Raw genomic sequence first — 19,168 nt, 5'->3', positions numbered from 1 at the left:
CCGGGCCTGCGGGCGGGCGCCCCGCCCGCAGGCCCGGCGCCGTGCCTCAGCTCCCGCTCCAGCCGTGCGCGTCCTTGACGCGCTTCTTCAGGAGCTTGCCCGCAGCGTTGCGCGGCAGGTCCTCGGCGACGATGCGGATGTGCGCGGGGATCTTGAACGCAGCCAGCACGGGCTCCAGGAACGCGCGCAGCTCGGGCTCGTCCAGCGCCGTCCCCGGGATGAGCCGGACCACGGCGCCGACCTCCTCTCCGTAGACGGTGTGCGGCACGCCGACCACCGCCACCTCGCCCACCGACGGGTGCTCGTGGATCGCTGCCTCCACCTCGGCGCAGTACACGTTCTCGCCGCCGCGGATGATCATGTCCTTGGCGCGGTCGACGATGTAGAGGAACCCCTCCCCGTCCAGCCGCCCGAGGTCGCCGGTGCGCAGCCAGCCGCCGGTGAACGCCTCCGCGGTGGCCTCCGGCTTGCCCCAGTAGCCGTGCACGATGCCCGGCCCGCGCAGGTGCACCTCGCCCACCTCGCCCGGCGGCAGCTCGGCGCCGTCCGGGCCGACCACGCGCACGTCGACCGCAGCCACCGGGAGCCCGGCGCTGTCCGGCCGCAGCAGGTAGTCCGCGCCCCCGTTGACCGTGGCGATCGCTGAGGACTCGGTCAGCCCGTAGCCCTGGCCCAGCATCAGGTCGTGCAGGCCGGCCCGGGCGCGGGCGACCAGCGCGGGCGCCGCGGGCGCGCCGCCGCTGGAGAGCACCGTCAGGCTGGTGAGGTCGTAGGAGTCGAGCTTGGGCGAGGACAGCATCTGCGAGATCATCGCCGGCACCGCCGTCACGGCGGCCACCCGCTCCCGCTCGATCAGCCGCAGCGCCTCGTCCGGGTCCCACTTGTACATCAGCACCAGCGTCCCGCCGCGCGCCATGCAGGGGTGCATGACCGACTGCGCCCCGGTCGCGTGGAACAGCGGAACTGTGCACAGGATGACCGGTGCGGACACCGCGTCCACGAACGCCTGCGCGTCCGGTGCGTCCAGGCCCATCCGCATCAGCGAGCGCATCCGGCCGAAGTCGCCGGAGATCTGGTTGGAGATGATGTTGCGGTGCGAGCCCACCGCGCCCTTGGGCCGTCCGGTGGTGCCCGAGGTGTAGAAGATGTGCGCGGGATCGTCCGGCTGCGGATCGGCGGGCGGCAGCTCCGCGCTGCCGCTCACCTCCCCGAGCACGCCGGACCAGGTGCGCGCGGTCTCCGGAAGCCCGCCTTCGGTGCGCACCGCGATGAGCCGCACCCCGGTCCGCTCCAGCGCGCCGCACTCCGCGAGCCGGTCGATCCGCTCCCGGTCGGCCACCAGCACCGTCGCCCCGCTGTCGGTCAGGCCGTACTCCAGCTCGGGCCCGGTCCACCACGCGTTGAGCGGCACCAGGACCAGCCCGACCGAGGCCGCCGCGTAGTAGGCCACCACCCATTCGGGGTAGTTGCGCAGCGCCAGGGCGACCCGGTCGCCGGCAGACAGCCCGTAGGTGTCGAGGAAGCGGTGCGCCAGCGTCGCGGCGTGGCGGTAGAGCTCGGCGTGGGTGAGCCGCTCGTCGCCGTAGACGAGGGCGGCCGTGTCGCCGTAGCGCCGCACGCCCTCCAGCGACACGCGCAGGGACCGGTCGGCGTGCTTCCAGACGCGGGTGGGCACGCCGCCGATGTCGGCGATCTCCATCTCGTAGGGGCTGCCGCTGTAGAGCAGCTGGGCGTTGACGGTGGCGATCGGGCGCACCGGGCGGTCGATGGGCGTCTCGGACATGCGCACTCCCCGGGGGGTCGGCGGTGGGGTGGGGAAGGCTGCTGGGCGCGGGCGCAGAGCGGCAGGCAGGCGGAGGGGGCGAGCGGCGGAGGGGCCGCCGCCGGGCCGCCGGGCGCCCGCGCGCCGTCCGCTCCGGCGCCCGCGCGAGGGGACTGCTAGTCGAACCGGATGAGCGAGCGGCCGCCCTTGCCCGCGCGCATCCGGTCGAATGCCTCGGGCACTCCGTCCAGGTCGATCCGGTCGGTGACCATCGCGTCCAGGTCGATCTCGCCGGCGCGCACGTGCTCGGCCAGCACGGGGATGTCGCGCAGCGGATCGGTCGAGCCGTAGACGCACCCGCGCAGCGTCTTGGCCAGGAAGAACAGCTCCAGCGGGTTGAACGCGACGCTGTCCGCCGCCGAACCGACGCCGACCACGGTGGCGGTGCCGCCGCGCCTTGCCATCGACCACGCGGTGCGGATCGTCGGACCGGAGCCGACCACCTCGAAGACGTGGTCGGCGCCGCGGCCGCCGGTGAGCGCGCGGACCCGGTCGGTCGCGCCGTCCCCGGCAGCGAAGTGCGTGGCGCCCAGGCCCAGCGCCAGCTGCTCCTTGGCGGGGGAGGCGTCGATGGCGATGAGCGGGTCGGCGCCGGCCAGCTGGGCGGCCTGCAGTACCGACAGCCCCACCCCGCCCAGGCCCAGGACGGCTGCGGACTGGCCCGGCCGGACCCCGGCCGAGTTGGTGACCGCACCCCACCCGGTCAGCACGGCGCAGCCCAGCAGCGCCGCGGCGGCCGGGTCGACGCCGTCCGGCAGCGGCACCAGCGCCTTCTCCGGCACCACGGTGGCCTCGGCGAACGCGCCGGTGCCCAGGCCCGGGAAGACCGGGGTGCCGTCCTCCAGCGTGCCGTAGGGGGTGGCCGCGCCGTCCTGGCTGTGCTCGCAGAGGTAGGGCTCCCCCTGCTCGCAGAACCAGCAGGAGCGGCACGGCGGCGCCCAGTTGAGGACCACCCGGTCGCCCGGTGCGTAGGACTGCACGCCGGAGCCGACCGCCTCGACGGTGCCGGCGCCCTCGTGGCCCAGGACCGCGGGGAAGGCGTGCGGGATCGTGCCGTTGGACAGCGACAGGTCGGAGTGGCAGACCCCGGCGGCCGCGAGGCGGACCAGGACCTGGCCCGGTCCGGGATCGGGGAGGACGACCGGTGCGACCCGCGGCGCGGCGCCGGTCTCGGAGAACAGGGCGGCCCGGACAGTAGTGGTCATCGATCACTCCAGCGCGAAGGGCGGTGGACCGTCGCGGCCGGGGGACCGCGGCCGGTCCAGGGTGTGAGGGATCTTACAAGACCAACCGGTCGGTCAACCAGGGTTCGGTGATCATCGTCCGATCCGGTCCGCCGGAACCCCGCGCACCGTGCGCCCGTACCGCGGGCCGCGGCCGGCCGCCCCCGGCGGGCGCGGGGTCGATAGGGTCGCGCCGTGAGCACGAAGCAGCGGAGACTGCCGCGCGAGGTCCGCGAGCAGCAGATGATCGACGCCGCCATCCGGGTGTTCTCCCAGCGCGGCTACCACTCTGCCAGCGTGGAGGAGATCGCCGAGGCCGCCGGGATCTCCAAGCCGATGGTCTACATCTACCTGGGCTCCAAGGAGGGCGTCTTCACCGCCTGCATCCGCCGCGAGGCCGACCGGGTGGTGGAGAGCGTGCGCGGCGCCGTCGACGCGGCCGCCGACCCGCAGCAGCGCATCTGGGCCGGACTGCAGGCGTTCTTCCAGTTCGTCGCGGACAACAGGGAGAGCTGGATCGTCCTCTACCAGCAGGCCCGAACCCAGGGCGAGCGGTTCTCCACCGAGGTCTTCCAGGCCCGCTGCCGCGTCATGGAAGAGGTCACCGCCCTCTTCGTGTCCGGCACCGCCACCCCCCGCGGCCGCCTCATCTCCGAAACCGACGCCCAGATCCTTGCCCACATCGCCGCCGGCGCCGCCGACGCCCTCACCGACTGGCTCCTCGCCCACCCCGAGGAGACCCCGGAGACCCTCACCCGCCGGGTCATCGCCCTCGCCGGCAGCGCCGCCCGCGCCAGCACCGACGGCTGACGCAGCGCCCGGCGGCGCCACCCGCGCCCCGATCCGGCCTCCGCGCCCGCCCGTCCCCTCCGCCCAGGCAGCCGGCGTTCCGCGCCGAATTGCGTTCAGGGCCGCCGTTTCTCCTGCTCCGCTCCGTCTCTCAGCGCTCTGCGGCGGAGGCCGGCCCCGGCGGATCGAGTCCGCCGGGGCCGGGGGCAGGGGGACTAGGAAGGGGGCGGGAGGAGGCCGCGTTCGTAGGCGCGGGTCAGGGCGCGGGGGACGCGGTAGGGGCGGCCGTTGAGGTGGACGGTGGTGAGGGCGGGGCGGTCGGCCTTCCACTGCGAGCGGCGGGTGCGCGTGCGCGAGCGGGATGTCCTGCGCTTGGGGACGGCCATCGGGTCTCCTTTCGGGGTTGCTAGGTGCGGCCGTAGCGGCGGCGGAAGCGCTCGACGCGGCCCTCGGTGTCGACGACGCGCGCGTTGCCGGTGAAGAACGGATGGCTCCTGTGGGAGACCTCGACGTCGACGACAGGGTAGGTCCGGCCGTCCTCCCAGGTGATGGTCTCCGCGGAGTCCAGGGTGGACCGGGTCAGGAACGCGTAGTCGGCGGCGCGGTCGCGGAAGACCACCGGCCGGTAGGCGGGGTGGATGCCCTTTCTCATGGGTGCTCTCTGCTCTCTGCTCTTTGTTCGCGGTCAGGCCCGGCTCAGCGGTCCTCGCGGAACTCGACGTGCCGTCGGATCTTCGGGTCGTATTTCCGCAGCACCAGGCGGTCGGGCGTGTTCCGGCGGTTCTTGCGGGTCACATACGTCGTCCCGGTGCCGGCCGTGGACCTCAGCTTGATGATGGGGCGGGCTTCGCTGCGCGCCATGGGCGTGCTCCTTCCTGCTCGTGTTCCTGCTGGGGCGGGCGCCGCGCTCCGGCGCTTCCGGCTGCTGCTACCAGCTGGACTTGGCGACTCCGGGCAGTTCGCCGCGGTGGGCCATCTCGCGGAAGCGGATCCGGGAGAGCCCGAACTTCCGCAGGTGGCCGCGGGGGCGCCCGTCGACGGCGTCGCGGTTGCGGATCCGGGTGCGGCTCGCGTCGCGGGGCTGGCGCTGCAGCTCCCCGACGGCTGCTGCGCGCACGGCGCCGGTGGTCTGCGGATGCGCGATGATCCGCTTCAGCTCCGCACGCCGCTCGGCGTAGCGGGCCGCGATCTGCTTCCGCCGCTCGTTGCGGGCGATCGTGCTCTTCTTGGCCATGGCTGCCTCTCAGACCTTTCCGCCGCGGGCGCGGATGTCGGCGACGGTGCGCTCGATGCCGCGGACGTCGACGGTCTTCATGCCTTTCGCGCTGATCCGGAGCCGGACGAAGCGCTGCTCGCTCGGCAGCCAGTAGCGCTTGCGCTGGATGTTGGGGGCGAACCGGCGCTTGGTGCGCCGATGGGAGTGCGAGACGGAGTTTCCGGAGGCGGGCGCCTTTCCGGTCACCTGGCAGATGCGGGACACGGGCGGTTCTCCTCGGCGTGGTCGGGTGCTGCGGTGCGGGTTCACTTCTTCACCGGCGCGGACGGGTAGGGGAGCAGGGCCATCTCGCGGGCGTTGGCGACCGCGGCCGCGATGAGCCGCTGCTGCCGTGCGGTCACGTGCGTGACGCGGCGGCTGCGGATCTTGCCCTTGTCCGAGAGGAACCTCCGCAGCAGCGCGGTGTCCTTGTAGTCGACGCGGTCGGCGTCGCCCAGCGGGTTGGCGGCGCGGGCGGCGCGGTTCGGTGCGCGGTCGCGCATGTCACCTCTCCGAGAATTCGGCGAACGGGTCGCAGCGGAAGCCGTCGGCGGACTCGGCGTCGCCGATCAGGCAGAAGTCGAGCACGCGGACCAGGCGGTCGGCGTCCAGGCCGGTGCCGGTGAAGGCCAGGTGCTGCCGGCGGTCGCCGGTGGCCGGGTCCCAGTCCTGCAGCGCCGCAGCGCGGCGGGCGGGGGCGACCAGGTCCATCGCCGCCTGCGGGAGCGACGCGAGCCAGGGGCCGCCGCTCTCCACGAAGAGCAGGTCCCGGTGCGACTCCCAGACGAGCAGGCTGTCGGGCTGGCTCGCGAGCCAGAAGCGGCCCCGGCCCCGAAGTGTCGCTCCGACGATCCCCTCCAGGGCGTCGGAGAACCGCTCCGGGTGCAGCGGCCGCGTGCGCGTCCAGACCACGGTGCTCACCCCGTGCTCCGCCGCGCGGCCGCGGTAGCGGGCCCAGGCGGGGTTGGTGCGGGCGTGCGCGGCACCGGTGTCGAACGCGCCCTGCGCGCAGGCGCCGATGCCGGGGCCGGTCGCGGCGGTGGCGGCCTCCGGATTGAGCTGGGCCAGCAGCGCCCGGGTGGGTGCGGCGGCGCTGTCCCGCAGGAAGAGCGTGCCGGCGTACTCCACCTGGCGGGTGAGGACCTCGGCCGCGGTGCGGGTGTCGTCGGCGGCGATGTCCAGGCCCCGGTCCCGCAGGTCGTCGTCGCCCCCGAGGTCCGCGGTGAGCCGGCCGGGGTCGACGGCCGCCGCCACCGCGGCGAGGTGCAGCCGGTCCTCGGCGGCGATGCTCTCCGCGACCAGCCGGGGCTCGACGCTGTCCCACGCCTCGACGACGCACAGCTCCTCGCCGCGGGCGGCCGCGCCGAGGAGGAACGGGATGAGGTCTTCGCGCAGGGTGCACGAGGCGCAGGCGTGGTCGAGCTGCACCTGCTCGCGCGAGCGGTCGCCGGTGCGGTCCCGGACGATCCTCAGTACGTTCCCGCGGCCGATGCCGGACAGGTCGTGGTGGACCGCGATCGCGCCGGGGGCCGACGCGAGGAGCGCCTCCACGGCCTCGCGCCGCGCGGCCCGGTGCAGGCCGGCGACGAGGACGATGCGCATTGCGGACTCCTCTCTGAAAATGAAAACCGTTTTCATCAGAGTAGCCCGTTCCCGGCCCCCAACGCACACCGCCCCCGCCCGGGAGGGGGCGGGGGCGGTGTGCGCAGGATCGGGCGGTGCGGCGCGGTCAGGGGCGCTCCGGGCGGGACCGGCGGGGCCGGCGGTCTCCCCCCTCTGCGCCGCCGGCCGCGGCGCGGGCGGCTATGTCGTCGAATCGGGTGGCGGCAGCAGCCGGGGCGCCGGTGAGGTAGCCGGCCCGGGCCAGGGCGTGGCCGCCGACGGCGGCGGTGGCGAGCTGGATGAGGATGGCGAGGCCGATCTTCAGGGTGTTCTCCCACGTCGGGTAGTGCAGGAGCAGGCCGAGGAGGAGCAGCGCGGTGCCCGGAGCTGCGGCGATGGTCACGGCACTGAGGCGGGCGTAGAAGTCGGGCAGGCGCAGCAGGCCGGCCGCGCCGACGGCGAACACCAGGGCGCCGGCCGCCATCAGGGCGGTCCCCAGGCCGGGCGCGGCAGCCTCCAGCGCAGCGTGCGCCGCTGCAGCGGAATGCGGTCCCATCAGCGCTTCCCTCCCGCCACCAGGCGCGCCACCGACAGAGCGGCGAGGAAGCCGACCAGGGTGGCGACCAGGACGATGTCGACGACGTGCTCGGTCTCCAGGCGCACCCCGAGCAGGGCGGCCATGCCGACGAAGCCGAAGAAGACCACGTCGGTCCCTGCGCCGCGGTCGGCGGCCGACGGCCCGCGCAGGATGCGCCAGACCGCGGCCAGCAGGGCGGCCGCCAGCACGGCCAGGGCGATGTCGACCGGGTTCACCGGTCCTCCTCTCCGGGCGCCGCGGCGGACGGCCCCTCGGCAGCCGGGGCAGCGGGCGGCCCCGCGGGCGCACCGCCGGTGCGGGTGGCACCCAGGAGCCGGTCCTCCATCGCGGACAGCTCCGCCAGGAACGCCGCGCGGTCAGTGACGTAGAGGCCGTGCACCCACAGGGTCGCGGGTGCCGACCGGGTCGCCACGGTGACCGTGCCGGGCGTGAGCGAGACCATGTTGGCGAAGGCGGTCAGCTCCAGCGGCGTCTGGCAGCGCGAGGGCACTTCGACGAACGCCGGCGCGGCGCGGCTGCCGGGCGTGCAGACGTCTGCGGCGACGGCCGCCGACGAAGCGAGCACCTGCCAGGCGTAGTAGGCCGGGAAGGCGAGGGCGCGGCCGATCCGGCGCAGCCGCCGGGCGCCCGCGGGCGCGGGCGGGGCCGCGGCGGCGTTCGCGGCCGCGTCCCGGGATATCTGGTCCGTCATCGGTTCAGCACCGCCTCGATGTAGGTGGAGGTGTCCAGCAGGCCCGCGGCCGCGGTCGTGCTCAGGCCGAGCAGCAGCTGGGCGTTGAGGCCGAGGAACAGGGTTGCGGCGGTCAGCACGAGAGAGGGCGCAAGCACCGCGAAGCGCACCCGCGGCTGCACCGGCGCAGCCGCCCCGGGGCCGGCGGCGGCCGCGGCTCCGCTGCGTGCGGGCGCCGCTGCCTCCCGGGAGGCAGCCGGCGGAGCGGGGGAGCCCGCGCCCGGCACCGCCGGTTCGGGTGCACGACCGGCCTCCGGCTCCGGCGCCGGACCCCAGAACGGCCCGCCCCAGATCTTCAGCATCGACATGAGGGTGAGCAGGCTGACCGCTACGGCCACGGCCGCGGCCGCCCACTGTCCGGCGTCGAACGCTCCGGCGACCAGGGCCAGCTTGGCGGTGAAACCGGAGAACGGCGGCAGCCCGGCCAGCGACAGCGCGGCACCGAAGAAGGCCGCGGCCACCAGCGGCTCGCGCCGGGCCAGGCCGCCGAGCCGGTCCAGCCGGCCGGTGCCGTAGGTGTGCTCGATCGCGCCGGTCGACAGGAACAGCGACGCCTTCACGATCATGTGGTGGACCAGGTAGAAGATCCCGGCCGCCAGGCCCAGCCCGGTGAACAGGGCGACGCCGAGCAGGATGTAGCCGATCTGGCTCACCATGTGGAACACCAGGATCGACCGCGTGGTGTCCGCTCCGACCGCACCGAGCACGCCGACCAGCATGGTCAGCGTGAACACGGCGGCGCCGATCCACAGGTAGTCCGCGGCACCGTCGAAGACCAGCGCGTAGAGCCGGTAGATCGCGTAGATCGCCACCTTGGTGTGCAGCCCGGAGAAGAGCGCGGTGACGGCCGGCGACGCGGTCGGATAGGTACGGGCGAGCCAGCCGTGCACCGGGACGACCGCGGCCTTGATGCACAGCGCCAGCAGCACCACCCCCGCCGCGGCGGCGACCGCCGGCGAGCGGGCTGCGGTACCGGCCAGCTCACCGAGGTGCACGGTGCCGGTGGTCCCGTACACCAGCGCCACCCCGGCCAGGAAGACCGTCGAGGTCAGCAGGTTGACCGCGACGTAGATCCGGCCGCCCTGCCCGCGGCGGCGGAGCAGGCCGCCCACCGCCAGCAGCCCGTAGGAGGGCAGCAGCATCACTTCGATGAACACGAACAGGTTGAACAGGTCGCCGGTGAGCAGCGCACCGTAGACCCCGGCGGACAGCACCAGCACCAGCGTGCCGAAGTAGCGGCCGCGGTCCTCGCCGGTGGCCACCGCGTAGGCGGAGCACACCAGGGTGAGCAGTGCCGTCGTGGTCACCATCAGCGCGCTCAGGGTGTCCGCGGCGAACGGGATGGAGATCCCGTCGGGCCACCGGCCGATGTTGTGGGCGTAGACGGTGCCGTCGCGGGTGGCCCAGGTGAGCGCGGCGCCGCCGAGCAGCGCCGCGGCACTCGGCGCCAGCAGGAGGGCGCGCCGCAGCGGCTGCGCCCGCACCGGGATGAGGGCCGCGGCGGCGATCAGCGGAACCGCCGCGAACAGGGGCAGCAGGGCAGCGGTGGCGTCGGCGGTCATGAGGCGTCCTCGGTGTCGTCGTCGGCGCCGGTGGCGGAGAGGGTGAGCATGTAGACGGTGATCGAGAAGGCGATGACGATCGCGGTGAGCACGAACGCCTGCGGCAGCGGATCGGCCGCGGGGCCGGCGCCGGTCAGCGGCAGCAGCGGCTGGTTGCGCCGATCGGCCCCGCCGGCAGCGAGCAGCAGCAGGTTGGCGGCGTGGCTGAGCAGTACGAAGCCCAGCACGATGCGCACCATGCCGCGCTGCAGCACGAGGAAGACGGCGCCCGCGGTGAGCAGCCCGATGGTGATGGCCAGGGTCATCGCGCACCTCCGGCGGTCGCGTCGGCGGGAGCTTCTCCGGGTGCAGCCGTGCCGTCCTGCGGGGGCGGCTCCGGCAGGTCCGGCGGCGCCTCCGGCGGCAGGGCCGCCGGAGGCGGCAGCGCGGGGCCGCGCTCGGCCCGGCCGGTCCCGAGCCAGTCCAGCGCCGTCAGCACCACGCCGACCACGGCGAAGTAGACGCCGACGTCGAAGACGAGCGCGGTGGTGAAGTGGAACTCCCCGCCCGGGAGCGGGATACCGGCGTGCAGCGGGCGCAGGAACGACCCGTCGAGGTAGCCCGCCAGTCCGCACAGCGCTGCGGTCGCGATGCCGGCCGCGGTGACCGACGGGTAGGCGACGCGGATCCGCGCCGCGGCCGCGCTCGGTGCCGCGAGGTAGGCCAGCGCGAACGCCGCACCGCCGACCAGCCCGGCGATGAAGCCGCCGCCCGGCGCGCCGTGCCCGCGGGCGAGCAGGTACAGCGACCAGAGCAGCAGCAGCGGGATGAGCCACGCGGAGACCGTGCGCACGATGAGCGTGTTCTCGCGCGCGTCCCACACCGGGCTGTGCCGCGGGGCGGAGAGCCGGGCCCGGCTGCGGCCCGCGATTCCGGCCGCGTCCAGAACGGCGATGACCACCAGCCCGGCGACGCCGAGCACGGTCAGCTCGCCGAGGGTGTCCAGCGCCCGGTAGTCCACCAGGATGGTGTTGACGACGTTGGAGCCGCCGGTGTCCTCCGGCGCCCGGTCGAGGAAGTAGGCGCCCGCGGCGGACAGCTCGCGCCGCCCGGTCAGCAGATACGCGCCGAGGCCGGCCGCGGTGCCGGCCGCGGCGGCCAGAGCCGCCGCGGCTCCGGTCCGCAGGCGCCGCACCGCGTGGAAGGTCCGGGGCAGCCGCCGGAGTACGAGCACGGCGACCACCACCGTGAGGACCTCCACCAGCAGCTGGGTCAGCGCCACGTCGACGGTGCCCAGGAACAGGAACCACAGCGCGGTGCCGAAGCCCGCCACGCCGACCATCGCGAGGGCCGCGAGCCGCGACGCCGTACTGCACGCGCCGAGCACCGCTGCGCCGATCACGGCGACGAGCAGCCAGTCCAGCGGACGCGCCGCCGCGGCGTCCGCGCCGGCCGGTCCCCCCGCCGCGGCGGAGCCGAGGCCGAGTGCGGCCGCCGTCCCCGCGAACACCGCCAGCGCCGCGATCGGCACCGCGAGGTGGAATGCCGGGGCGTCGCTTCCGGTGAGGGCGCCGGTGCGCCGGCCCAGCGCGATGGTCCGGGCATGCAGCGCCTCGAACACGCCGGTGCCGCGGACCGGGAAGAGCCGGCGGCCGGCGAGGGCGTCGCCCGCAGAGGTGGCGCGGAGCAGCAGGGCCCCCAGCGCGACCGCGGCCGCCGACATGCCCAGTTCGGGGTTGAGCCCGTGCCAGAGCGCCAGGTGCGCTTCGGCTCCGGAGCCCGTCGCGTCGGCGGCAGCGCGACTGGCGAGCGGGTTGAGGACCGGAACCGCCGCGCCGAGCAGCAGGCCCGCGCCGGCCGCGAGCGCCGGCGGAGCCAGGAACGCGGCGGACGCTTCCCGCGGCGCGCGCTCGCGCACCGCAGAGCCGGGAGGGCCGAAGAAGGCGCGGTAGCCGAACCGGGCAGCGTAGGAGCAGGTCAGAGCGGCCGCGGCGACCGCAGCCGCGCCCGCCGCGGGGCCGAGCCACCCGGGCCCGGGTGCCTGCAGCAGCGCGGCGAACAGGTTCTCCTTGCTGGCGAACCCCAGCAGCGGCGGGATGCCGGCCATGGACAGCGCCGCCGCGACCGCTACGGCAGCCGTGCCGGGCATCGCGGTGCGCAGACCGCCGAGCCGGCGGATGTCGCGCGTGCCGGTCTGCCGGTCGACGATGCCGACCACCATGAACAGCGCCGACTTGAACAGGGCGTGCGCGGCGGTGTGCACCGCCGCGGCGATGAGCGCCTGCTCCGTGCCGACGCCGATGGCCGCGGTGAGGAACCCCAGCTGGCTCACCGTGGAGTAGGCGGTGAGCGTCTTCAGGTCGGTGCTCTGCAGCGCGAACACCGCGCCGATGAGCGCCGTCGTGAGGCCGGCGGCGATCAGCAGGGCGTTCCACACGGGGGTGTCGGCGAACACGGCGGTGAACCGCATCGCCACGTAGATCCCGGCCTTCACCATGGCCGCGGCGTGCAGGTAGGCGCTGACCGGAGTGCTCGCGGCCATCGCGTCGGGCAGCCAGTAGTGGAACGGGAACTGCGCCGACTTGGTGAACACCGCGACGGCCACCAGTACCGCGATGACGGCGGTGAAGCCCGGGTCCTGCTGCCACCCGGGATCGGCCAGGACCGCGCTCAGGCGGCTGGTGCCGGTGCGCACCATGAGCAGGATGACGGCGGTCAGCAGCGCCAGCCCGCCCAGTGCGGTCAGCAGGAAGGTGCGCACCGCGGGCCGCGCCCCCGCCGCACCGGAGAGTCCGATCAGCAGGAACGAGCAGACCGTGGTGAGTTCCCAGAACACGAAGAGCAGCACCGCGTCGTCGGCCAGCACCAGGCCGGCCATCGCCGCGGCGAACCCCGCCATCAGCGGGAAGAAGCCGCCGCGGCGGCCCGGCGGGAAGTAGCGCGCGGAGTAGGCCAGCACGAGCGCGCCGATGCCGAAGACGAGCATGCAGAACAGCCAGGCCAGGCCGTCCATGCGCAGCGCGATGTGCACCCCGAGGGCCGGTATCCACGGCCGGGAGTACTCCAGGGTGGCGCCCGCGCCGAGGACGGCGGGCGCCTGGGCGGCGGTGGCGGCCGCCAGCGCGGCGAGCACGGCGGCGAGCGGCCACGCGGCCGCGCGGCCGAGGAACCGGTCGAGCAGTGGCGCCGACAGAGCGGCGGCGAGGGGAACGGAGACCAGGAGGAGCAGCAGCAACCCGCGGTCCTTTCGCGGATGAGCGCACGCTCCGGAGCCCGCGGTGCAGCACGCAGCGCCGCCGCGGCGCGCAGGCGGCGCGGCAGGCGGGTGCGGGCACGCGGGTGCCGGGCAAGCGGAGACGGGGAGGACACGACCTGAAGCCGGCCGCGCCCGGGCGCAGCGCGCCAGGGGAAGTCGGCCGGTCGGTGGAAACCCGGCTGCAGCTCAGGAAAGGACGGCAGCAGCGGCCGTCAGCAGAGAAAAGGGAGAGAGTGCCGCCGGACTCAGCGGAGCCCGGGCGGGCAGGCGCTCAGCTCACCGTGCGCGCTGGTTCCCCAGCACGTGGTGTAGGCGTTGGTGCCCAGCGGGCGGCGGTTGCCCACCGGCAGCTTGTGCCGCTCGGCGAACCGGCTGCGGCCCAGTACCGGGCATACGGGGGCCCCGCGCAGCGGCGTTCCGGCCACGGTGCACCCCCTCAATCCTCGGATTACTCCGCGAAAACTACCAGATGCCGCCGTCCGCACCGCCGGCCAGGCCCGTGGCGCACGCCACAGCCGCAGCGCGGCGCCGCCGGACGCCGGGCGGAGCGGCGGTCGCGGTGCGCCGCGCCGGTGCGGGCGGCGGTGCCGGCCCGGTTTCCCTTTCCCTGCCGGAGCGGTGGGCCGGGCCGTGCGCGGGGACGGCACCCGATCGGCGCCGCGGCTCCGTTCCGTCGCTGCGCACACCGCTGCACTGCGGCGCTGCGGAGGGGTGCGGCAGCCCGCCGGCGGCCTGCGCGCGAACCGTCCCGCGACCCGGCCGGCGCGCCGATCAGCCGCCGTCGCCGGGCGCGGTGAAGCGGTAGCCCATGCCCGGCACGGTGTGGAAGTAGCGCGGGCGCGGCGGGTCGGGTTCGAGGCGCTGGCGGATCTTGGTCAGGTAGACGCGGAGGTAGTTGGTCTCCCGGCCGTAGCCGGGGCCCCAGACCTCGTGCAGCAGTTCGCGCGAGGTGACCAGGCGGCCGCGGTTGCGCACCAGGACCTCGACGATGCGCCACTGGCGGGGGGAGAGGTGCACCTCGGCTCCGCCGCGCACCACCCGGCCGCCGGCCAGGTCGACGGTGAAGTCGGCGGTGGCGACCGAGGGAGCCTCGGAGGCGGGGGAGCGGTGCCGCGACGTTGCGCGCACCCGGGCGAACAGCTCGTCCATGCCGAACGGCTTCACGACGTAGTCGTCGGCGCCGAGGTCGAGCGCCTCGACCTTCATCGCCTCGGTGTCGCGGCCGGACAGCACCACGATCGGGACCTCCGTCCAGCCGCGCAGCCCGCGGATCACGTCGAGCCCGCCCATGGCGGGCAGCCCGAGATCGAGGAGGACCGCGGCCGGGCGGTGCCGGGCGGCGAGGGCGAGGGCGTGCTCGCCGGTGTCGGCGAGCAGCGGCGTGTAGCCGCGCGCCGTGAGGTTGAGCTCCAGGGTGAGCCGGAGCCGGGGGTCGTCGTCGACAACGAGGACCGCGGGTGCGGCGGCTGCCCGGCCGCCGGTGGGTCTGTTCACGTCCCTGTCCGTCCGAGTTCCGCGGCGGGCCCGGTACCGCGGGCCGCGCTGCTTCGATGGTACGGGGCGCAGCCCGAAGCGGGCCGCGCCCCGTCCGCTGATTCCGCGGCTACCCCCGGTCGGCCTGGTCCGGAGCCGGCGCCGCCTCGTCGAGGGCGAGGTTGAGCAGGAGCACGTTCACCCCGGGCTCGCCGAGCACCCCCAGTGCGCGGCCGTCGGTGTGCGCGCTGACGAGGGCGCCGACCTCGGCGGAGCCGATCCCGCGCGACTCCGCGACCCGGGCGGTCTGCAGCCGCGCGTTGGCCGGCGAGATGTGCGGGTCGAGCCCCGAGCCGGAGGCGGTGACGGCGTCCGCGGGCACTCCGGCGCCGGGCGCCAGCCCGTTGGCCTCCCGGTAGGCGGCGGCCCGCTCCGCGACGGTGCCGGCCAGCCCCTCGTCGAGCGGACCCAGGTTGGAGCCGCCGCTGTCCCGCGCGTCGTAGCCGACCGCCGAGGGGCGCGGGTGGAAGTACTCCGCCCCGGTGAAGGACTGGGCGAGCCGGGCTGAGCCCGCGGTCTCCCCGCCGGCGGTGACGAGGCTGCCGGCGGCGGGGCCGGGGAAGAACAGCTGGGCGAAGCCGGTCACCGCGAGCGGATACACCCCGCCCAGCACCAGCGTCGCGGCGAGCAGTACACCGATCGCGGTCGCGGTCTGGCGCAGCATGTCAGAGCACCCCCAGGGCGGCGATGGCCATGTCGATGGCCTTGATGGCGATGAACGGAGTGGCGAGGCCGCCGAGCCCGTAGACGAGCAGGTTGCGGCGGAGTGCGGCCTGGGCGCTCTGCGCGCGGAACGCCACCCCGCGCAGCGACAGCGGCACCAGGGCGATGATCACGAGCGCGTTGAAGACGACGGCGGAGAGGATCGCCGAGGAGGGCGACTCCAGCCCCATGACGTTGAGCGCGTCCAGCCCGGGGATCGCGCCCGCGAACATCGCGGGGAGGACGGCGAAGTACTTCGCCGCATCGTTGGCGATGGAGAACGTCGTCAGCGCACCGCGCGTGATGAGCAGCTGCTTGCCGACCTCCACCACCTCGATCAGCTTGGTCGGGTCGGAGTCCAGGTCGACCATGTTCCCGGCCTCCCGCGCGGCCTGGGTGCCGGTGTTCATGGCGACGCCGACATCGGCCTGGGCCAGCGCGGGGGCGTCGTTGGTGCCGTCGCCGGCCATCGCCACCAGCGCGCCGGCCGCCTGCTCGCGGCGGATCAGCTCCAGCTTGCGCTCCGGGGTGGCTTCGGCGAGGTGGCCGTCCACGCCGGCCTCCGCGGCGATCACCGCAGCCGTGCGCGGGTTGTCGCCGGTCACCATGACGGTGCGGATGCCCATCGCGCGCAGCCGGTCGAACCGCTCCCGGATCCCGGGCTTCACGGTGTCCTTCAGGTGCACGACGCCGAGCGCGCGGGCCGGTGCGCCGGGTGCGGGGACCTCGGCGACCGCCAGCGGGGTGCCGCCCGCGTCGGCCACGTCGGCGGCCAGCTCCGCCAGCTGGTCCGGGACGGTGCCGCCGTGCTCCCGCACCCACGCCGCGACGGCGCCGCAGGCGCCCTTGCGGACCCGCCGTCCGCCCTCGTCGGCGCCGCTCATCCTGGTGCGCGCGGTGAACGGGACGTGCGTGCCCGCCGGCGCATCCGCCCGCTGCAGGTGCGGGTACGCCGCGGCGGCGAAGTCCGCGATGGAGCGCCCCTCCGGGGTGCTGTCGGCGAGGCTGGCCCGGTGCGCCGCCGCGGCGAGCTCGGGCTCGGCCGTGCCGGGCAGCGGCAGCAGCGCCGCCGCCTGCCGGCTGCCCACCGTGATGGTGCCGGTCTTGTCCAGCAGCAGCGTGGTGACGTCGCCGGACGCCTCGACGGCGCGGCCCGAGGAGGCGAGCACGTTGCGGCGCACGAGCCGGTCCATGCCGGCGATGCCGATCGCCGACAGCAGTGCGCCGATCGTGGTCGGGATCAGGCACACCGGCAGCGCCGTGAGCACCACGGTGTCCTGGCGCGCACCGGAGTAGACCGCGAGCGGCTGCAGTGTGGTGACGGCGATGAGGAAGATGAGCGTCAGCCCGGCCAGGAGGATGTCGAGGGCGATCTCGTTCGGGGTCTTGTGCCGCTGCGCCCCCTCCACCAGCGCGATCATCCGGTCCATGAACGTGTCGCCGGGCCGCCGGGTGATGCGCACGGTGATCGTGTCCGACAGGACCGTCGTGCCGCCGGTCACCGCGGACCGGTCGCCGCCGGACTCGCGGATCACCGGCGCCGACTCCCCGGTGATGGCCGATTCGTCGACGCTGGCGATGCCTTCGACCACCTCGCCGTCGCCCGGAACGGCCTCGCCGGCGGCCACCACGCACACGTCGCCCACTGCCAGGGCGGTGCCGGGCACCTGTTCCAGCGCCCCGCCGGGGCGCCGTACCAGTGCGGTGGCGCTGCTGCGGCTGGCGCGGAGCGCGGCGGCCTGCGCCTTGCCGCGCCCCTCGGCGAGCGCCTCCGCGAAGTTCGCGATGAACACGGTGAGCCAGAGGAACGCGGTGACCAGGCCGCCGAAGGCGGCCTCGCCGGAGTCGGCACCGGGCAGCCCGGCGGCGTAGACGGCCGTCGACAGCACGCTGCCGGCGAAGACGACGAACAGGACGGGCTTGCGCACCAGCACGCGCGGGTCGAACTTGCGCACCGCATCGGCGAGCGCCCGGCGCATGATCGGCCCGGTGGCCGGTGCGCCGCGCTGCGGCGCCCCCTGCCGGGTCGGTGCGGCGGGGGCGGCGGGGCCGCCCGGGCCGGCGCCGGTCCGGTTCCGGACCGGTGCTGCGGATCTCTGCATGGGTGGCCTCACAGGGTGGTGTACTCGGCGATCGGGCCGAGCGAGAGCGCGGGAAGGAAGGTGAGTCCGGCGACGACCACGACCACCGCGACCGTCAGGGCGGCGAACAGCGGGGTGTGGGTGGGCAGCGTCCCGGCGGTGGCCGGCGCCGCCTGCTTGCGGGCGAACGCGCCGGCGAGCGCCAGCACCGGGATGATGAGCAGGAAGCGGCCGGCCAGCATCGCCGCGCCGGTGGTGAGGGTGAACCACCATCCGGTGCCGTCGAGGCCGGCGAAGGCCGACCCGTTGTTGTTGGCGGTGGAGGCGTAGGCGTAGAGCACCTCGGAGAGGCCGTGCGGCCCGGAGCTGCCCAGCGCCGCCAGTGCGGCGCCGTTGGCCGCGGTCGCGGCGGAGAACCCGAGGAGCACCACCGGCATGGCGAGCAGATAGGCCAGGACGAGCTTGATCTCGGCCGCGGTGATCTTCTTGCCCAGGTACTCCGGCGTGCGCCCGATCATCAGGCCGGCGATGAACACCGCCAGCACCGTCATCACCAGCAGCCCGTTGAGTCCCACGCCGGCGCCGCCCGGACTCACCTCGCCCAGCATCATGTGCAGCAGCGCGCTGCCGCCGCCGAGCGGGGTGAAGCTGCCGTGCATGGCGTTCACCGAGCCGTTGGAGGTGCCGGTGGTCGCGGCCGCCCACAGTCCGGACGCGGCCGGGCCGAACCGGGCCTCCTTGCCCTCCATCGCGCCGCCGGCCTGGTCGACCCCCAGCTCCGCCAGGCGCGGGTTGCCGGCGCTCTCGGCGCCCATCGCGGCCAGCGCCATCACCGAGCAGACGGTCGCCATCACCGCCGCCACCGCGTAGCCCTGGCGCCGGTCGCCGACCATCCGGCCGAAGGTGAACGCCAGCGCGAAGGGGATCACCAGGATCGCCCAGGTCTGCACGGCGTTGCTGAGCGCCGTCGGGTTCTCGAACGGATGCGCCCCGTTGGCGTTGAAGAAGCCGCCGCCGTTGGTCCCCAGCTGCTTGATGGCGATCTGGCTGGCCGCCGGGCCGCCCGGGACCGACTGCTCCGCTCCCTCCACCGTGGTGGCGGCGGTCGGGCCGCTGAGGTTCTGCACCACCCCCTCGCCCACCAGGAAGAGCGCGAGCAGCAGCGCCAGCGGGAGCAGGATGCGGGTCACCCCGCGGACCAGGTCCACCCAGAAGTTGCCGACGGTGCGGGCGCCGCGCCGGGCCAGGCCGCGGACCAGCGCCGCCAGCACCGCCATGCCGGCGGCGGCGGAGACGAAGTTCTGCACGGTCAGCCCGACGGCCTGGGAGAAGTAGCTGAGCGCCGCCTCTCCGGAGTAGGCCTGCCAGTTGGTGTTGGTGGTGAAGCTGACCGCCGCGTTGAACGCGATCCGCGGCTCCAGTCCGGGCAGGCCGAGGGGGTTGAGCGGCAGGGCGCCCTGCAGCCGCAGCAGTGCGTACAGCAGCACGAATCCGGCCCCGCTGAAGGCCAGCAGCGCCAGCGCGAACCGCGTCCAGTGCTGCTCGCGCGACGGGTCGATGCCGCAGAGCCGGTAGAGGGCGTGCTCGGCCGGCAGGAAGAACCGGTCGCCTGGCGCGGTGCGGCCCTCGCCGTAGCCGTACACGGCGGCCATGTAGCGGCCCAGCAGCGGCGCGGTGGCCGCCAGGGCCGCGATCAGCAGGGCGAACTGCGCCCACGCGGTACCGCTCATCAGAACCTCTCCGGGAAGAGCAGGGCGGCCAGCAGGTAGGCGGCCAGCGGGACGGCGGTCGCCAGCGCGGCGGCGTCGGACCAGGTCACTGGAGCGCCTCCCGGTCCGCAGCGGCGGTTGGCGCGGCGCGCTGGGCCTCCGCGGCGGACTCCGCGCCGGAGGCGACCGGGGCCCCGGCGGGCGCCGAGGAGTCCGCGGCGTCCGGGGTGTCCGGGCCGATCAGGTGCGCGCAGAACCGCACAGCGAGGGCGCACAGGGCGATGAACCCCGCCCCCGCGCCGATGAGTAGGAGGTCGACCACGACTC

23 protein-coding genes are annotated in these 19,168 nt (G+C 75.0%); 1 reads left to right on the top strand and 22 read right to left on the bottom strand.

The window, feature by feature from the left end; all coding sequences use genetic code 11:
* Positions 1-46 precede the first annotated feature (46 nt).
* Together ACYVGT_RS23105 and ACYVGT_RS23100 are read right to left on the bottom strand one after the other, a co-directional pair.
* Positions 47-1,783 (bottom strand): class I adenylate-forming enzyme family protein, encoded by a 1,737-nt coding sequence (locus tag ACYVGT_RS23105; RefSeq protein ID WP_460862171.1) that lies wholly within the window; start codon positions 1,781-1,783, stop codon positions 47-49.
* Positions 1,784-1,938: 155 nt separating this feature from the next.
* On the bottom strand, positions 1,939-3,027 hold the full coding sequence (locus ACYVGT_RS23100) for a Zn-dependent alcohol dehydrogenase (protein WP_460862170.1): 1,089 nt from the start codon (positions 3,025-3,027) through the stop codon (positions 1,939-1,941).
* A gap of 213 nt (positions 3,028-3,240) precedes the next feature.
* Between ACYVGT_RS23100 and ACYVGT_RS23095 the strand changes: the two genes are divergently transcribed.
* Entirely contained in the window at positions 3,241-3,855 is a 615-nt protein-coding gene (locus tag ACYVGT_RS23095) for a TetR/AcrR family transcriptional regulator (protein WP_460862166.1), read from the top strand.
* Between the two features lie 194 nt (positions 3,856-4,049).
* Here ACYVGT_RS23095 and rpmF read toward each other — a convergent pair whose 3' ends face one another.
* The 20 genes from rpmF to ACYVGT_RS22995 form a co-directional block, all read right to left on the bottom strand.
* Entirely contained in the window at positions 4,050-4,220 is a 171-nt protein-coding gene (gene rpmF, locus ACYVGT_RS23090) for a 50S ribosomal protein L32 (protein ID WP_460862162.1), read from the bottom strand.
* 20 nt (positions 4,221-4,240) lie between these two features.
* The gene (locus tag ACYVGT_RS23085; protein ID WP_460862159.1) at positions 4,241-4,486 is read right to left on the bottom strand and encodes a type B 50S ribosomal protein L31; all 246 of its coding nucleotides are present in this window, start codon (positions 4,484-4,486) and stop codon (positions 4,241-4,243) included.
* A gap of 44 nt (positions 4,487-4,530) precedes the next feature.
* Entirely contained in the window at positions 4,531-4,695 is a 165-nt protein-coding gene (rpmG, locus tag ACYVGT_RS23080; protein WP_460862155.1) for a 50S ribosomal protein L33, read from the bottom strand.
* Between the two features lie 67 nt (positions 4,696-4,762).
* A complete protein-coding gene (gene rpsN / locus ACYVGT_RS23075) occupies positions 4,763-5,068 on the bottom strand; it encodes a 30S ribosomal protein S14 (RefSeq protein ID WP_460862151.1) in 306 nt (101 codons plus the stop codon).
* A 9-nt stretch (positions 5,069-5,077) separates the two neighbouring features.
* Positions 5,078-5,314, bottom strand: coding sequence for a 50S ribosomal protein L28 (rpmB, locus tag ACYVGT_RS23070; protein WP_460862148.1), 237 nt, complete (start codon positions 5,312-5,314; stop codon positions 5,078-5,080).
* Between the two features lie 41 nt (positions 5,315-5,355).
* Complete coding sequence (rpsR, locus tag ACYVGT_RS23065; RefSeq protein WP_460862146.1) at positions 5,356-5,592, bottom strand: 30S ribosomal protein S18; 237 nt, start codon at positions 5,590-5,592, stop codon at positions 5,356-5,358.
* Between the two features lies 1 nt (position 5,593).
* Positions 5,594-6,691 (bottom strand): GTP-binding protein, encoded by a 1,098-nt coding sequence (locus tag ACYVGT_RS23060; RefSeq protein WP_460862142.1) that lies wholly within the window; start codon positions 6,689-6,691, stop codon positions 5,594-5,596.
* Between the two features lie 127 nt (positions 6,692-6,818).
* Positions 6,819-7,247, bottom strand: a complete 429-nt coding sequence (locus ACYVGT_RS23055; RefSeq protein ID WP_460862138.1) for a cation:proton antiporter — start codon at positions 7,245-7,247, stop codon at positions 6,819-6,821.
* On the bottom strand, positions 7,247-7,504 hold the full coding sequence (locus ACYVGT_RS23050; RefSeq protein ID WP_460862135.1) for a monovalent cation/H+ antiporter complex subunit F: 258 nt from the start codon (positions 7,502-7,504) through the stop codon (positions 7,247-7,249). The genes ACYVGT_RS23055 and ACYVGT_RS23050 overlap by 1 nt, the downstream gene beginning before the upstream one ends.
* Positions 7,501-7,980, bottom strand: coding sequence for a Na+/H+ antiporter subunit E (locus tag ACYVGT_RS23045; RefSeq protein WP_460862132.1), 480 nt, complete (start codon positions 7,978-7,980; stop codon positions 7,501-7,503). The genes ACYVGT_RS23050 and ACYVGT_RS23045 overlap by 4 nt, the downstream gene beginning before the upstream one ends.
* Positions 7,977-9,581 carry a monovalent cation/H+ antiporter subunit D family protein gene (locus ACYVGT_RS23040; protein ID WP_460862128.1) on the bottom strand — a complete coding sequence of 535 codons (1,605 nt, stop codon included), beginning with the start codon at positions 9,579-9,581 and terminating at the stop codon, positions 7,977-7,979. The genes ACYVGT_RS23045 and ACYVGT_RS23040 overlap by 4 nt, the downstream gene beginning before the upstream one ends.
* Complete coding sequence (locus tag ACYVGT_RS23035; protein WP_460862125.1) at positions 9,578-9,886, bottom strand: cation:proton antiporter subunit C; 309 nt, start codon at positions 9,884-9,886, stop codon at positions 9,578-9,580. Before ACYVGT_RS23035 ends, ACYVGT_RS23040 begins: the two co-directional genes overlap by 4 nt.
* Positions 9,883-12,795, bottom strand: coding sequence for a DUF4040 family protein (locus ACYVGT_RS23030; protein ID WP_460862123.1), 2,913 nt, complete (start codon positions 12,793-12,795; stop codon positions 9,883-9,885). Before ACYVGT_RS23030 ends, ACYVGT_RS23035 begins: the two co-directional genes overlap by 4 nt.
* A 266-nt stretch (positions 12,796-13,061) precedes the next feature.
* Complete coding sequence (locus tag ACYVGT_RS23025; protein ID WP_460862119.1) at positions 13,062-13,241, bottom strand: hypothetical protein; 180 nt, start codon at positions 13,239-13,241, stop codon at positions 13,062-13,064.
* Positions 13,242-13,587: 346 nt separating this feature from the next.
* Positions 13,588-14,310 carry a response regulator gene (locus tag ACYVGT_RS23020; RefSeq protein WP_460862115.1) on the bottom strand — a complete coding sequence of 241 codons (723 nt, stop codon included), beginning with the start codon at positions 14,308-14,310 and terminating at the stop codon, positions 13,588-13,590.
* A 109-nt stretch (positions 14,311-14,419) separates the two neighbouring features.
* Positions 14,420-15,013, bottom strand: coding sequence for a K(+)-transporting ATPase subunit C (gene kdpC / locus ACYVGT_RS23015; protein ID WP_460862111.1), 594 nt, complete (start codon positions 15,011-15,013; stop codon positions 14,420-14,422).
* 1 nt (position 15,014) lies between these two features.
* Positions 15,015-17,030, bottom strand: coding sequence for a potassium-transporting ATPase subunit KdpB (kdpB, locus tag ACYVGT_RS23010; protein ID WP_460862203.1), 2,016 nt, complete (start codon positions 17,028-17,030; stop codon positions 15,015-15,017).
* A 131-nt stretch (positions 17,031-17,161) separates the two neighbouring features.
* Entirely contained in the window at positions 17,162-18,862 is a 1,701-nt protein-coding gene (gene kdpA / locus ACYVGT_RS23005) for a potassium-transporting ATPase subunit KdpA (protein WP_460862109.1), read from the bottom strand.
* Positions 18,862-18,951 (bottom strand): potassium-transporting ATPase subunit F, encoded by a 90-nt coding sequence (locus ACYVGT_RS23000; protein ID WP_460862106.1) that lies wholly within the window; start codon positions 18,949-18,951, stop codon positions 18,862-18,864. Before ACYVGT_RS23000 ends, kdpA begins: the two co-directional genes overlap by 1 nt.
* Entirely contained in the window at positions 18,948-19,163 is a 216-nt protein-coding gene (locus ACYVGT_RS22995; RefSeq protein WP_460862104.1) for a hypothetical protein, read from the bottom strand. Before ACYVGT_RS22995 ends, ACYVGT_RS23000 begins: the two co-directional genes overlap by 4 nt.
* Positions 19,164-19,168 lie beyond the last annotated feature (5 nt).

Source organism: Nocardiopsis coralliicola, from assembly GCF_054779695.1.
This window is presented reverse-complemented; position numbering and strand designations above follow the sequence as displayed.